Source organism: Bacillus sp. TH25 (assembly GCF_016650935.1).
GTDB classification, from domain to species: domain Bacteria; phylum Bacillota; class Bacilli; order Bacillales; family Bacillaceae_G; genus Bacillus_A; species Bacillus_A mycoides.
Genome location: NZ_JAEKEU010000039.1, coordinates 186795 through 202091, shown reverse-complemented (window position 1 = coordinate 202091; position 15297 = coordinate 186795). Strand labels below are relative to the sequence as shown.

Genomic DNA, 15297 nt, shown 5'->3' with positions numbered 1-15297 from the left:
CGAAATGTTTTTCTCCAAGTATTCACTTTTTCAGTAGCCTCAGCTTAAAAACTGTCTTTTCATTATAAGAAAGAAACAAACGGTTTATCGCTGTTCTTCTCTTTTATAATAACAGCCTCGATTTTATTCTCGGACTTTATTTGTAATTGAACTTTAGCATCTTTAGGAAATTGTTCTAACATACTTTGAGCAGCCGTTTGAGAGAGTGCCATTAATTCTGACTTACCGTTATATTTAACGACAATATCCATCTTTAATTTATCCATCTTATTTTGCTTATAAGAAATCTTAGCATTAACAGGGATATAATCTCCTGGAGAAAATGCCTTCATTGCTTTAGAAAAATTCTTTAGCTTATCATTATCTTCCCCATGTGCCCCCTCAAATTCTTGAGAAGGATACGAATACGACTTTTCATCAATAGTATCCCAATTTCCAAGGTTAGTCTCGTTCTTTTGAACAGTAGCGCTTGAAATATAAGTACCATTCTTTAAAGAACTTGTACTTTCTTGCTTGAATATAGCAAATGTAATTGGAGATTTGTTATATTTATCATTTTTATTAATAGCTTCTATAAGCCCCTTAGCGACTTCAGTGCCTTTAGAAATAGCTTCCTCATTAGATACACTTGAAGACATAGATAAACCAATAACAACACCAGATAAGCTTAGTTCATTTGAATTCTGTTTGCCGAAGTAGTCCTGTTCTATAATATTAGTCAAAACTGGTACTTCTTGTTTCGTAACTAATTCATCAATTGTTTTCTCTGGAATATATTGATTTAATTGTAATACGTAATTTTCTGTATCGAATTGTTTTGAAGCAATATTCATTAAACCATTTTCATATTCTGCCAAATCTAGTTTAGAATTAGTTTTAACATTAACTGTATTAATTACCTTTTGTTCTTTTAAAGGAATAACAGTTCTATAGTAATCCTTAGAAACAGCATTTCTTGGAATCATACTTTTTTCTTTCGTATCTTTCTGTACAACTTCATCTTTCTTCTCAATAGTATTATTGCTGCAAGCCCCCAGTAATAAACTTAAGCTTGCGATGCATAACGCCATTTTCTTCATTGCTTAAAACCCACTTTCAAAAGTCAATTTACTTAGTTTTAATGTATCTATAGTGTACCATTAAATATATTGCAACAAAATAAAAAAGAAGCAAGCCCTTCGCTTGCCTCTCCCTATTTTACATTCTCTTCTAATGCTTCTTTTTTTATATTCCAGTGCGATGTATGCCATACTACCATTCCATCTTTTATGTATAACACTTGCGGAGATTCATGCTTAATGCTGTACTGCTCTGCAACATGGTTCGAAACATCTCTCGCCTCTTGTACGTATAAGTAATATGCTGGCACTTCTCTTTCTTCACCGCAATACGCTTGAAACTCAGTATATGCACCGTGACTAATTGGGCATGTCGTACTATGCTTAAAAAGAACGTAAGGCTCGTTCTTTTCTACTAACGCTTCAAGTTCTTCAATCGTTTCAATCTTCATCATACTCATCGTTACTCACCTCTCATGCGAAGTCTAGAGCGCTTCTCTCTCTTTTCAGCCTTCTGCTCAGCTCTCTCAAGTTTACGCTCTTCTTTTTCAACCCTTTTCTCTTGTCTCGTAGTACGGTAATGGTTGTATACTTCAATTGCTGCACTGCTCCATTGCACAACTTGTGCTACTTTATCTGCATTATTTTCAATTTCGTCCGTAACAGACTCTGATACATTGCGAAGCTTCGTATTTAAAGAGTGGATCGTCGTTCCGATTCCATCCACACCTTCTACTACTTTATTTAGCGACTGTGACTTCTGTTGAATATCATCAGCTAACGCATTTGTCTTATGTAATAATTGCTCCGTCTCTACGCTTATTCCTTGCATTTGCTTTTCTAAACCTTCTAACGTGCTCGCAACGTTTTCTAACGTCTTCTGAACCGATAACAACGTTCTGCATACATACACTACTAATACTGCGAAAGCAACCGCGATAATAGCCGCACTTACATATAGAAGAACTTGCATTTCATCACTTCCTTTATCTTTTTCATACTTTCTCCCATTATACAATCATTTTCCGTTTCATTCTAATCCCTATCTTTTCATTAGAATTTTCATACTTATTCGTTAACTTTAACATAAATGATTCAACAAATTCCACTAAGTAGGTTACAATAGGAGAGGATACATAATTAGTAGGGAGGCTTTACATATGAAAGATCCACGCATTGAAAAGTTAGCATACAATTTAATTAACTACTCTATTCGTTTACAAAAAGGCGAAAAAGTATTAATTGAAAACTTTGGCTTACAAAAAGAACTTGTAACTGCACTTGTAAAAGAAGCATATGCAGCTGGTGGTTTCCCATTCGTTTCTTTAAAAGATCATCAAGTAGATCGCTCTTTATTAATGGGTGCTACTGAAGAACATTTCGAACAAATCGCTGCATATGAAGCGAGCGTAATGAAAGATATGGACGCTTATATCGGCCTTCGCTCTGGTGATAACATTAACGAACAAGCTGACGTTCCAAGTGAACGTATGAAAGTTCACGGCCAAACAATTGGCAAAAAAGTTCATAGAGACATCCGTGTTCCGAAAACACGCTGGGTTGTTCTTCGCTACCCAAATGCTTCTATGGCGCAGCTTGCTAAAATGAGCACAGAAGCTTTCGAAGACTTCTACTTCGAAGTTTGTAACTTAGACTACGGTAAAATGGATAAGGCGATGGATAGCCTTGTTACATTAATGAATAAAACAGATAAGGTTCGCTTAACCGGCCCTGGAACTGACTTAACATTCTCTATTAAAGACATTCCAGCTATTAAATGCTCGGGTCATTTAAACATTCCAGATGGTGAAGTATACTCTGCACCAGTTCGCGATTCTGTTAACGGTACAGTTTCTTATAACACACCATCACCTTACAACGGCTATACATTTGAAAATGTACAACTTAAATTTGAGAATGGCCAAATCGTTGATGCAACTGCAAACGATTCAGAGCGCATTAACAAAATCTTCGATACAGACGAAGGCGCACGCTACGTTGGTGAGTTCGCAATCGGCGTAAACCCATACATCTTACATCCAATGGGAGACATTCTATTCGATGAAAAAATCGATGGCAGCTTCCACTTCACACCTGGACAAGCTTATGATGATGCATGGAACGGCAACAACTCTAACATTCACTGGGATTTAGTATGCATTCAGCGCCCTGAATACGGCGGCGGTGAAATTTACTTCGACGACGTATTAATCCGTAAAGACGGACGCTTCGTTGTAACTGAACTAGAAGCTTTAAACCCAGAGAACTTAAAATAATATGAAAAGCGCTCGGATAGAATCCCGAGCGCTTTTTCATTAATACTCTAATAATTTTTTAGCCACATCTTCTGGTACTTTAAAACTATTTTTATTTTTTATTTTATTAATTTTCAATTCAACCTCAACATAAGGGACATCTTTATATACTGTCATAGTACCAATTTCATATAACTCTTTTTTATCTTTACTCGAATCCAATAATTTCGGTGTATCCTCTTGATACATTTTAAACGTTTTCCCTTGCGGAGTATCCATAGGAGCCGATTCCATTTCCCACTCATCCATTTTGATTGATTCAAACAACTTTGTGATTTCTTTCTTATCAGTAATTGTTTTTTTATCACTCAAATCAATAAGCGATTCTATTTCAATTTTTTGTGCCTTTTCTAAACTAACATCAGACTTCTCTTTCTTCGCACTACATCCTATTAAAAGAATAGATGTGGTTAGCAAAAATAAAAATAACATACAGATTTTTTTCATTTCTAATCCCCCTACTTTATATGGAGCTACTTTTCTCGCTTTTTGCTTGCTGGAAATGAAAATAAAATAAAAGCGTCACTGCGATAGTACCTATTAATATTGGAACATATAAGGGCAGATCCCATTTCATATATACTCTAGTGCAACCAACAAGCACAAACAAAATTTCCAAACAAAATAAAGTGAAACTTTAATCAGTGGGGGTTTTGTTCATCCCCCACTGATTATTAGCCCTCACCAATCGGGCGTTTACGGGCAGTTGATCTCCCACCTTACTTCTTTGCTCCAGCCGAATTTTGAGGTGGGAGTCTTACTGCCCGCAAATAGCGGGACAAAAGTTTTACATATTTCATTTCTTACCTACCATTTCTATTTTCACATGTGGATTCTCTTTTTCAACAAGTGACAAAAAACTTGTCATATCTTGCGGCATCGCAATCATATGTACTTTATATGCATTCGTCGTAATTTCAAGGGATTTCCCAACTTGACGAACAATTCTTATATCTTTTAATACAACATCATCATTTAAAATACCGTACTTTAATACGCCATTTTCCACCTTATGTTTTTTAATAAATATTTCCCAAACGATTGGTACATTTACAATGAAGCATAAACCCATTCCAATCAACGCTGACATCCACTGCTCTTTATTTGTGAAAAGCATGACAATTGGATACACAAACATAAAAGCTAATGTGAGACTAACGAAAATTACCGCTGACTTACTTCTTTGAATTGGAAAATCCATACATGCACCTCCCTAACCAAATTATACCATATTTTCCATTTCAGTTCATAAAAAAGGCCATTTATGAATGACCTTTTTAAACAGTATACCTATAAAATTTCTTATCTACCTCTAGCACTGGAAAACTTTTTGGCAACTCTTCTATACTCACGCTTTGAAAACCATTCTTTTCGTAGAAACGGTGTGCTGCTAGAAATTTAACTGTTGTTCCTAAATAAATGTCTTCCAAGTTCTTTTCTTTCGCCCAAGAAATTGCCGTTTGAAGTAGCGTATGTGATGCGCCCCATTCTTTTCCGCGGAACTCTTTCTTCACGAACATTTTTCTTAGCGCTACTTGATGCTTTCCAATATCTAATAAAGCTACCGTTCCAACTACTTTCCCATCATAAGTTGCTACCCAAAAATTTCCGTTGTCCCTTTGATAGAACGTTTCTATTTCAAGTAAGTCCGGCTGCTCTTCTTTCGTAATAGGGACATTGTACTCTTTTCGCTGAATATGAACGATAAGATCTACTACTTCCTCTTGAAACATACTTTCATACGGAATAATACAAATCTTCTCGTTCATCGAATCTTCTTCCATTCTGAAGCTAGTAAACTATACACAGCGATATCTTGGAAATGATCATATATCCATTCTTCATCTCTTAAAATACCATCTAATTTAAAACCTAAACGTTCTGGAATCGCACGACTTTTCGCATTTTCAACACCGCAACGAATTTCAATTTTATTCAGCTTTAAATTATCAAATGCGTAATGAAGCACAGTCTTCACACTTCGCGTCATAATACCTTTCGCGCCAGCATCTTCTGCAAGATAATAACCAAGACTCGTAGCTTTCTTACCCCAGCTCACCGGATGAATCCCCACCATCCCAACGAGCTTTCCTTTATAACGTATACCAGCCTCAAACCCATCGCCCTCTGCAAATTTCTTTAACCACATCGGAAAAATCTCATTATACGCATCAGCTGATTTCGTCCCATCTACCCACGGAAGCCATCTTCTTAAATGATTACGATTTTGATCTATTAATTCATATAGTCCCTCTTTATGATGTTTTTCTAATAGTTGTAGTTCGATTTCGTCATCTACTCGAAGTGTGAACATGTTTTTAGCCCCTTTTTATTTTTCTTATTATTCTAACACTTACAGGTGCAAAATGTTGAATATTCACACTTTTTTCGGTTTTATTTGTATAAAACCAGAAGAATATAATACTCCCGTAACAACCAATATCATTCCTACAGATTGTGCGGGTGTTATATTTACTCCTTCAATAAAAGAAATAATCATTGTAACAACAGGCACTACATTAAAAAATAATGATGTTCTCGCTGCCCCAATTTGAGCAATTCCATTATTCCACCATAAGTAACCGAGCACACTCATTCCAATTGCCATAAAGAGAATCGCTCCCCAAGCTAACAAAGGAATTTCCAAAACTGGTACTATACTTTTTTGAGTGACAGATATCACAATAAAGGCAAGAGCACCAATCGTCATCGTATATGTCGTAGTTTGTATTGGGCTACCAGTTTTAATAAACCTTCTGCCTAGTACACCGTATAACGCCCAGCAAATATTCCCTAATAAAATATAAAAATCCCCTTTTGAAAATGATAAGCTTTGTAGTATTGTAAACGAACCTTGTGTAAGTACAAAAACAACACCAAGTAATGCAAGTAACATTCCAATACCTTGGCGCTTTATAATTTTTTCTCGTAAAATAACACTTGCTAACAGCGTCGTAACGAGCGGATTCGTCGCCATAATAAGTGCACCATTAACAGCTTCTGTATGTTTCATACCTAAAAAGAAAAAGAAGTTAAAACCAAATATACCAAAAATACCCAGCAAGAGGTAATAAGCCCTATTCTGCCTCCATACCTCCACCTCAAAATCTTTTCGTATTTTTAACAGACATAACATCACAAATGCAGCAATCCCAAAACGCCATGCCGCTATATGAATCGCTTCGAAATATTGCACCGCATATTTCGAAGCATTAAATGTTCCACCAGTGAAAATCGCAAACCCTAGTAACTGAGCGTATACTTTATTCTTCATTGTTGGCCTCCGAGTTTTTCTCTTCTAGAAAACCATAATAAATTTCTAACTTCTCCTCTGTTAACAAAACTACTTTTTGCAATTGCTCCTGCTGTTCCTTTAAACGATCTAAGTGTGTTGTTAAAATTGAAATCCTCTTTTTTATTTTCGCAGGTACTTCCTCTTCCCGCTGTCTAATCTCCTCTATAATACATCCGTCACTTGCAAACTCAGCCATCTCTTCTAAAGACATTCCAGTTTGCTTTAATGAATATAAAAATTTTAACAGGCGCACATCACCTTCTGTATACTGACGAATACCACTATTTCGCGTTGGTGGTGGCAATAAACCTAGTTTCTCATAATAGCGCAAAGTATGAATACCCATCCCTGTTAGCTCTGCTACTTCACCGATTTTATACATGTTTTCTCCCCCTTGTTTTTACATATTCATCTTACAACCTAGAGCTAACTCTAGGTCAATACATAAATAAAAATCGAACACAACAAAAAAAGACGCACAGCCAAGCTATGCGTCTTTTCTATTACTTCTCTGCAACTTGAACTTCTTTTACGTAAGCTGCTTCGAATTTTTGGATGTCACCTGCGCCCATGAAAATAAGAACGCCGTTTTTATGTTTCTTTAACACATCCGTTGTTGTATCTGTAATTAGTTCTGCGCCATCGATACGTTTTTGCAGATCTTCAATTGTTAATTCACCTTTGTTTTCACGTGCTGATCCGAAAATATCACATAAGTATACTTGGTCAGCTTTACTTAAGCTTTCCGCGAACTCATCTAAAAATTTCTCTGTACGTGAGAATGTATGTGGTTGGAATACAGCGACAACTTCACGCTCTGGATGTTTTTGACGAGCTGCTTCAATCGTTGCATTAATTTCTGTCGGATGGTGTGCATAGTCATCAATGATAACTTGTTCTCCCATTGGCTTTTCATTAAAGCGACGTTTTACGCCTTCAAAAGTTGTTAGCTGATGCTTAACTGCTTCTACATCAACGTTTTCATAATGACAAAGCGCGATTACTGCTAATGCATTTAATACGCTGTGATCGCCGTATCCTGTAATTTTGAACGTGTCATAATACGTATTACGAACGAATACATCGAATATAGTACCATCAGTTCTCTTTTGAATGTTACGTGCTTGGAAATCATTATCTTCTCCAAATCCATAGAAAATAACAGGTACTTTCGCTTGAACTTTTTGAAGTTCTTCATCATCACCACATGCAATAATACCTTTTTTCACTTGCAATGCCATCTCTTGGAATGCATTAAATACATCATTGATGTCTGCAAAATAATCTGGGTGATCGAAATCGATATTTGTCATGATTGCATAGTCTGGATAGTAAGACAAGAAATGACGACGATACTCACAAGCTTCAAATACAAAATACTTACTATTTTCTACCCCATGCCCCGTTCCATCTCCAATAAGGTATGATGTTGGGTGTGCACCTTGCATTACATGGGCTAACAAACCAGTTGTTGATGTTTTTCCATGTGCACCAGTTACAGCAACACTTGTGTACTGATTCATAAGATCACCTAAGAAGTGATGGTAACGATGTACTGGGATATTTAATTCTTTTGCTGCTACGATTTCTTCATGCGTATCAGGAAATGCATTTCCTGCGATAATCACTTGTCCTTCTTTAATATTATTCTTATCAAAAGGAAGGATGGAAATACCACGCTTTTCCAATGCTGTTTGTGTAAAGAAACGCTTTTCATAATCAGACCCTTGAACAGTATGCTTCATGTCATGAAGAATTTGTGCTAATGAACTCATTCCTGTTCCTTTAATTCCTACAAAATGGTAAACTGTCATCTTAAAGAACCTCCAACATTTCGAACTAATACAACGGCCTATCTATAAGACAGTATATGAATCTTTTCTTATTTTGGTAATCATCATACATTTCTGATGCAGTGAATTTCTTTTTATATTCACTTATCAGTGATAAACTCGTACGTACTTCTTTTATGTCCATAACACATTTATTATAGCAAAAAACAAGCCGCTATACTATGATAACAGAAAAACTGATAGGGTCAATCACCTATCAGTTTTTCTCGCTTTTACATATCTTCTTTTGTTTCTAATTGAACACGCTCTAGACGTGAATTTGGACGGTATTTACGACCAGCTTTTGCTTCTGGTTTTCCATTTAATTCTACGTTATCACCAGTAAAACCAATATTCATTTTTAATAAGCTACTTCCTACTCCGTATATATCGACAGGAACATTTTGAGCTTCAAATTCACGAATACGCTTCTCATCAAACCCACCAGTTACAACGATATCTACATGTTGGAACCCTTCCTCATCAAGAGCCTTACGAAGTGCAAATACAAGTGATGGATTTACACCACGTGGATCGAATGTTCCAAGTACTTCTGGGTGACGAATGAAGTATTGATCAATCATTGTGCGAGACGTATCGACACGTACACCTTTTAATGTTGATCCAAATTCACGCGCTACGCGAAGTGCATCTGTAATGACATCATTGTTATAATCAATTAGTACGACTAATTCATCTTCTGGGAATTTTTTATGATATGCCTTTGCAGCTTCAACAACATCACCATTAAACATTTGAATTAAAGCGTGAGGCATTGTCCCCATACCACTTCTGCCCCACCATTCATTCATTGCATGCGTCGCTTGCGCGCTCATACCTCCGATGTATGCCGCATAGCCGTCACCAGCTTGTTGCGTATAATGATCGTCACGATCTCCCATGAAAATAACCGGTTTTTCTTTATCTACACTACGTGCAGCTTGGACAACGTTATATACGTTTGTCGCAACTGATGTACGACGAGCTAAAATCCCATCAATTACACCTTCTAAAAAGCCGAAGTATTCATAAGGACCATGAATTGTTAAAACTGTTTCAAACGGACTAATATTATCGCCATCCTTTAAAGAATGAATTTCTAATTCCTCAGGATTTTTGGCAAATGTTTGTAGCAATGCGATTACCTCATCTGCTCCGCAAAGAACTGCATGTTCTTTTTGGAAAAACTGCATTGTTACAACACTTTTCGGGCGAAATTCTTCAATGATTTCTCTAGTTTTTAAAAAGTAAACGGCAGAGAACCAGCCTTCTCCAACACGTTCATCAAATTTAAATGTTTTATTTGTTAGTCGATTTATTTCACCTTTTAATTTTAATTCAATTTCTTTCATGTCGCTTTACTCCCTACTTTACTATCCAACATTTTCTCTTAGTATACAGCAAAACCGTTTCCTATACATTTGTTTCCTGCATAGCAGCGAATTCATCCTCAGAAATAAGGACATCTCTCGGTTTCGTTCCTCTTCCTTCAGAAATAATCCCTTGCGACTCCATCTCTTCAATTAGACGTGCCGCGCGATTATAACCTATGCGGAATTTTCTCTGTACAGAAGATGTGGACGCTCCCCCTTGCTCTACAACAAATTGACATGCATCAAAAAATAGTTCATCTTCAGACTCACTCTGCTCTGATTTTGCTAATAAATCCTCTTGCTTAAATAAGTAGTTTGGCTTCATTTGCTTTTTCACATGATCAACTGTTCTTTCAATCTCATCATCTGATACGTATACACCTTGTACACGAACTGGTTTAGATGTGCCGTTTCCTAAAAATAGCATATCACCACGACCAAGTAACTTCTCCGCGCCCCCAATATCGATAATCGTACGCGAATCAACTTGAGATGATACTGTAAACGCAATACGCGTTGGAATGTTTGATTTAATTAAACCTGTAATAACGTCTACAGATGGACGCTGCGTCGCAACTAATAAGTGAATACCACAAGCACGAGCTTTTTGTGCAATACGACAAATCGCTTCCTCCACATCACCAGGAGCAACCATCATTAAGTCCGCTAACTCGTCAATGACAATTACAATATAAGGTAATGTCTCACCTGGGATTTCTCTACCACTTACAATCGTATTGTAACGAGTTAAATCACGAGCACCAGCATGAGCAAACAATTCATAACGACGTTCCATCTCTTCAACCGCCCACTTTAACGCAGCTGTAGCTGCTTTTACGTCAGTAATAACAGGTGCTACAAGATGTGGAACAGAATTGTATGGTGCAAGCTCAACCATCTTCGGATCAATTAGTATCAACTTCACTTCATGCGGCTTCGCTTTATATAAAATGCTCGTTAAAATCGCGTTAATGCACACACTTTTCCCTGAACCAGTTGCACCCGCAATAAGTCCATGTGGCATTTTTCGAATATCCGTTACAATTGGATCACCTGAAATATCAAGCCCCAGCGCAACTGTAAGCGGTGATTCACTCTTTGTAAATACAGGACTTCTTAAAATTTCACGCAGGAATACTGGCTTACTTTCCTTGTTTGGAACTTCAATTCCAATTGCACTCTTCCCTGGAATTGGCGCTTCAATTCGAATATCTTTCGCAGCTAAACTTAACTTAATATCATCACTTAAATTTGTAATTTTATTTACTTTCACACCTGGGTCTGGTTGTACTTCAAAACGAGTTACCGCCGGCCCTTGTGACACATTAATAACATGTGCTCCAACATGGAAATTATTAAATGTCGTATTTAATAATTCTTCCTGTTCTTCTAGCCACTCCGTATTATCTAATGCTGCCTGCTGTGGAATTGACAACAACGTTAATGGCGGAAGTTCATACTTCGGTGGCGCTTGTAGTACGTTGCGCATATCATTCTCTTTTTGATTTACAACATATGCTTTCTCTTGTACTTCCGTACTTGAAATTGGCTCTTGTACTTGTTGCATTGGCTTTTCTTCCACTTGAGCTTCTACTACCACTTGCTGCATTGGTTTTTCTTCCACTTGAGCTTCTACTACCACTTGCTGCATCGGTTTTTCTTCCACTTGAGCTTCTACTACCACTTGCTGCATTGGCTTTTCTTCCACTTGAGCTTCTACCGCTACTTGCTGCATTGGTTTTTCTTCCACTTGTGGTTCTACTACCATTTGCTGCATTGGCTTTTCTTCCATTTGTGGTTCTACTATCACTTGCTGCACTGGACTTTCTTCCACTTGTGGTTCTACTACCACTTGCTGCATCGGTTTTTCTTCCACTTGCGGTTCCACTACCACTTGCTGCATCGGTTTTTCTTCCACTTGAGCTTCTACCGCTACTTGCTGCATTGGTTTTTCCGTTACTCGTTCACCCACAGTAGATTGCGTTACGTTCGTTCGTACCGCATGTCTTTCCATTAACTTCTTTCTGTCTTGTTTTAACATGACAACGTTAAATGGAACATGACGCTTTTTCTCACGTTTCGGCTCTTCTTTTTGTGCAGCAGGCTGTTCTTCAACAACTTGTTTCTTTTCTTCAGCTTCTTCAATTAAAACATTCGCAAAGCTTTGAACATCTTTCTTCGTTTGCTCATCTGCTTCTGAAACTGGTACGAATACTTCACTTTCTTCCATGAACTCAATTGTTTCTTGCTGAGAAATCACTGGTTGCTCTTCAACTGCTATATTTTCTAACGACTCTGTATTCATCGTTTCTTCAATTACTTCTTCTTGCGGTGTTTCCTCTAATGCGAATTCCGTAACTGATTCTATTTCCTTAGATTCCTCTAATTCCACAGCTTCTTCTGCTTCCTCAGATTCTTCTAACTCCACAACTTCTTCTTCTTCCTCAGATTCTTCTAATTCCACAACCTCTTCTGCTTCCTTAGCTTCTTCTAACTCCGCAACTTCTTCTGCTTCTTTAGATTCCTCTAATTCCACAACTTCTTCTGCTTCCTTAGCTTCTTCTAACTCCGCAACTTCTTCTGCTTCTTTAGATTCCTCTAATTCCACAACTTCTTCTGCTTCCTTAGCTTCTTCTAACTCCGCAACTTCTTCTGCTTCTTTAGATTCCTCTAACTCCGCAACTTCTTCTGCTTCTTTAGATTCTTCTAACTCCGCAACTTCTTCTGCTTCCTCAGATTCTTCTAATTCCACAACCTCTTCTGCTTCCTTAGCTTCTTCTAACTCCGCAACTTCTTCTGCTTCTTTAGATTCCTCTAATTCCACAACTTCTTCTGCTTCCTTAGCTTCTTCTAACTCCGCAACTTCTTCTGCTTCTTTAGATTCCTCTAACTCCGCAACTTCTTCTGCTTCTTTAGATTCTTCTAACTCCGCAACTTCTTCTGTCGCTTCCTCAGATTTCTCTAATTCCACAACTTCTTCTATCGCTTCCTCAGCTTCCTCTAATTCCACAACTTCTTCTATCGCTTCCTCAGCTTCCTCTAATTCCACAACTTCTTCTGTCGCTTCCTTAGCTTCTTCTAATTCCACAACTTCTTCTGTCGCTTCCTCAGGTTTCTCTAATTCCACAACTTCTTCTGTCGCTTCCTCAGATTTCTCTAATTCCACAACTTCTTCTATTACTTCCTCAGTTGCTTCTAATTCCACAACTTCTTCTGCTTCCTTAGCTTCTTCAAAAGCATCTGGTATTTCTACAGTAATTGTTTCTTCAAGCTTTTCATCTGCTTTTACAATCACTACATCTTCTAAGGTTTCTTCTTCGACTTGATTTGCTGCAACTTCAGCAACAGTTTCTTCTATTTCTGTATTACATTCATTTTCTTCTGTTAATATCGAATACACATGCTCTACTTTAGAATCTATTGACTCTTCTTGTAAAGTTTCTTCGTTATCTTCTGTAGATGATAACGCCACTACATCTTGCTCCTGCTTCAAGGCTTGTACAATTGTAGCCTCTTTTTCCACATGCTGTCCTACTGTTTTATGAAGCAAATCATCACTTAGGCTTTCTTCTAATGAAGGGGCTTGACGTTCAACTTCGTAACCGTTTTTCTCTAACCATGTATCCACAACCGATTTTTCTTCTACTTTATTACTTCGTTCGTTCACTCCGTTCTTAACAGATGAACTTCCTTGTAGAACTCCCGAAAAGTCAGATAATGTATATCCCTTTTTCTCTAACCATGCGTCAACAACAGCTTTTCCTTCAACAGATATTTCAAGATCTTCTCTTTCCTTTTCTTCCTCCTGCACAACCTTCGTTTCTACTGAAGGACGGTTATATCCATAAATCGGAGAAATCATTTCTGTTGGACGAAATGGTCTACGGTTACTTTCTTGCGACGGTACGAATGCTTTTTTTACGACAGGCTCTGGTTCCGGTTCATATTGCAATTCCGGTTCCTCATATGTAGGTGCTTCTGTTTCCACATACGGTCGTCTGCTTCTTTCCACTTTTATTCCTCTTTGAGTAGGCTGTTCTTCATATGCTCCCCTTTGAATAGGTTGTTCTTCAAAGTTAGGCAGTTCTCTTACATCCTCCTCATCGAAGCCATTATCTGGTATTAATGGAAAACGACATTTCCCTGCATTTCGACTTGCCATTTGTGCTTCTCTTGCTTCAGTGTAGTGGTTTACACGAGGAATTTTCGGCTGACTTTCAATTTGTGCCGGTACTTCTTTATTCATCACTGTTTTTTCTTCCTCTTTGTTAAACAGCTTTTTCATCCAATCTAACATGTTTACCACTCTTTCTACTAAATAGTAACATCCTTTATTGTATCAGCATTCGGCAAAAAGTGCAGGTAAAATTAAGCATATTAGTTTTATCCATAATATTCTAATTCACGATTGTTTTTCATATAGAAAAACGAGGTCTTACATGTAAGACCTCGTTTAATCTTTACCCTTCCGATATTCATCCACACTATCCGTTACACTTTGCAATAAAGAATTTACATACTGTGAGTCAGATAATTTTTTGTCTTCTTCAGGGTTTGACATAAATCCAAGTTCTAATAGCACGCCAGGAACTTTTGCCCAATTAAATCCAGAAAGATCGTCCCTAAATTTAATTCCATTTACTTTCACTTGATGATTCTCTCTCATTTTATTTACTATCGTTTGAGAGATTTGAAGACTTTCAGCATAAATCTCTTTCGTATACGGATTTCCTTCTGCTGGCGTCAATACAGCGAACCCACTTTGGTTTTTGTTTTCAGAACCGTCTGCATGAAGGCGCAAAAATAAATTCGCTTTATGATCATTCGCGAATGTTGCTCGTTCCTTATTACTTATATCAACCTCATGTGACGTTCTCGTCATCAATACTTGTACACCTTTTGCTTCCAGTTTTTCTTTCAATATAAAAGCCATCTCTAATACAAGAACTGATTCCCTCTTTTTCGTTACAACTCCCGCTGTTCCGTCTGTTACTTTATATTTTTGCGTAGTTGCTCCTGGACCAATTGGCTCTAAATTTAAATTCGCTTTTTGTTGATGCCCTGGATCAATAACGACGAGAAACTTTTCTTGTTTTTCATTACTCTCTACTTTTTGTTCATTATTTTGTACTGGTTGCTCAGTTGGCTGTAGCGGTGTCGTTTCCTCTTTCTTTTCCTCGGCCGGCACTTCCTCCTGCTTATGTTCCACTTCCTCATTCGTTTGAATTGCTTGCGGCTGTTCTTTCTTTTCTTGTTCTTCTTGCTGCTTTTCTACCGGTGCGTCTTCCTTGTTATCTTTGTTTTTTTCTTGTATAGAAGATATTGTTTCTTTTTTCGGCTCTTCTTGCGAACAACCTCCCATATATATTCCAATGACTGCAATAGCGCTCATTATTTTTATATACTTCATTTTTCTCTCCTATC

Annotated in this window: 14 protein-coding genes; 1 reads left to right on the top strand and 13 read right to left on the bottom strand. The window is 37.4% G+C overall.

Features of this window, described 5'->3' with window-relative positions; all coding sequences use genetic code 11:
• Positions 1 to 62 precede the first annotated feature (62 nt).
• The 3 genes from JFT89_RS24875 to JFT89_RS24865 all read right to left on the bottom strand — a co-directional run bounded on the left by JFT89_RS24875 (position 63) and on the right by JFT89_RS24865 (position 2031).
• Complete coding sequence (locus JFT89_RS24875) at positions 63 to 1079, bottom strand: CamS family sex pheromone protein (RefSeq protein WP_002067604.1); 1017 nt, start codon at positions 1077 to 1079, stop codon at positions 63 to 65.
• A gap of 113 nt (positions 1080 to 1192) precedes the next feature.
• Positions 1193 to 1519: a bacillithiol system redox-active protein YtxJ gene (gene ytxJ, locus JFT89_RS24870; RefSeq protein WP_002067603.1), complete on the bottom strand. Its 327-nt coding sequence runs from the start codon at positions 1517 to 1519 to the stop codon at positions 1193 to 1195.
• Positions 1520 to 1521: 2 nt separating this feature from the next.
• Complete coding sequence (locus JFT89_RS24865) at positions 1522 to 2031, bottom strand: DUF948 domain-containing protein (protein ID WP_016095984.1); 510 nt, start codon at positions 2029 to 2031, stop codon at positions 1522 to 1524.
• Between the two features lie 187 nt (positions 2032 to 2218).
• Between JFT89_RS24865 and JFT89_RS24860 the strand changes: the two genes are divergently transcribed.
• A complete protein-coding gene (locus JFT89_RS24860; protein WP_002067601.1) occupies positions 2219 to 3334 on the top strand; it encodes an aminopeptidase in 1116 nt (371 codons plus the stop codon).
• A gap of 39 nt (positions 3335 to 3373) precedes the next feature.
• On the opposite strand, the gene JFT89_RS24855 is transcribed toward JFT89_RS24860, so the two are convergent.
• The 10 genes from JFT89_RS24855 to JFT89_RS24810 all read right to left on the bottom strand — a co-directional run bounded on the left by JFT89_RS24855 (position 3374) and on the right by JFT89_RS24810 (position 15283).
• Complete coding sequence (locus JFT89_RS24855) at positions 3374 to 3820, bottom strand: lipoprotein (protein WP_016095983.1); 447 nt, start codon at positions 3818 to 3820, stop codon at positions 3374 to 3376.
• Between the two features lie 349 nt (positions 3821 to 4169).
• The gene (locus tag JFT89_RS24850; RefSeq protein ID WP_002067599.1) at positions 4170 to 4574 is read right to left on the bottom strand and encodes a PH domain-containing protein; all 405 of its coding nucleotides are present in this window, start codon (positions 4572 to 4574) and stop codon (positions 4170 to 4172) included.
• 76 nt (positions 4575 to 4650) lie between these two features.
• Positions 4651 to 5142: a GNAT family N-acetyltransferase gene (locus tag JFT89_RS24845; RefSeq protein ID WP_002138670.1), complete on the bottom strand. Its 492-nt coding sequence runs from the start codon at positions 5140 to 5142 to the stop codon at positions 4651 to 4653.
• Complete coding sequence (locus tag JFT89_RS24840; protein WP_002034364.1) at positions 5139 to 5687, bottom strand: GNAT family N-acetyltransferase; 549 nt, start codon at positions 5685 to 5687, stop codon at positions 5139 to 5141. The genes JFT89_RS24845 and JFT89_RS24840 overlap by 4 nt, the downstream gene beginning before the upstream one ends.
• Positions 5688 to 5750: 63 nt before the next feature.
• Positions 5751 to 6647, bottom strand: a complete 897-nt coding sequence (locus JFT89_RS24835; protein WP_201040858.1) for a DMT family transporter — start codon at positions 6645 to 6647, stop codon at positions 5751 to 5753.
• Positions 6637 to 7050 (bottom strand): MerR family transcriptional regulator, encoded by a 414-nt coding sequence (locus JFT89_RS24830; RefSeq protein WP_002067594.1) that lies wholly within the window; start codon positions 7048 to 7050, stop codon positions 6637 to 6639. The genes JFT89_RS24835 and JFT89_RS24830 overlap by 11 nt, the downstream gene beginning before the upstream one ends.
• Positions 7051 to 7171: 121 nt before the next feature.
• Positions 7172 to 8482 (bottom strand): UDP-N-acetylmuramate--L-alanine ligase, encoded by a 1311-nt coding sequence (gene murC / locus JFT89_RS24825; RefSeq protein WP_002015598.1) that lies wholly within the window; start codon positions 8480 to 8482, stop codon positions 7172 to 7174.
• 251 nt (positions 8483 to 8733) lie between these two features.
• On the bottom strand, positions 8734 to 9852 hold the full coding sequence (locus tag JFT89_RS24820; protein ID WP_002015597.1) for a nicotinate phosphoribosyltransferase: 1119 nt from the start codon (positions 9850 to 9852) through the stop codon (positions 8734 to 8736).
• A gap of 61 nt (positions 9853 to 9913) precedes the next feature.
• Entirely contained in the window at positions 9914 to 14170 is a 4257-nt protein-coding gene (locus JFT89_RS24815; RefSeq protein WP_201040856.1) for a DNA translocase FtsK, read from the bottom strand.
• A 156-nt stretch (positions 14171 to 14326) separates the two neighbouring features.
• On the bottom strand, positions 14327 to 15283 hold the full coding sequence (locus JFT89_RS24810; protein WP_201040854.1) for an N-acetylmuramoyl-L-alanine amidase: 957 nt from the start codon (positions 15281 to 15283) through the stop codon (positions 14327 to 14329).
• Between the last annotated feature and the right edge of the window lie 14 nt (positions 15284 to 15297).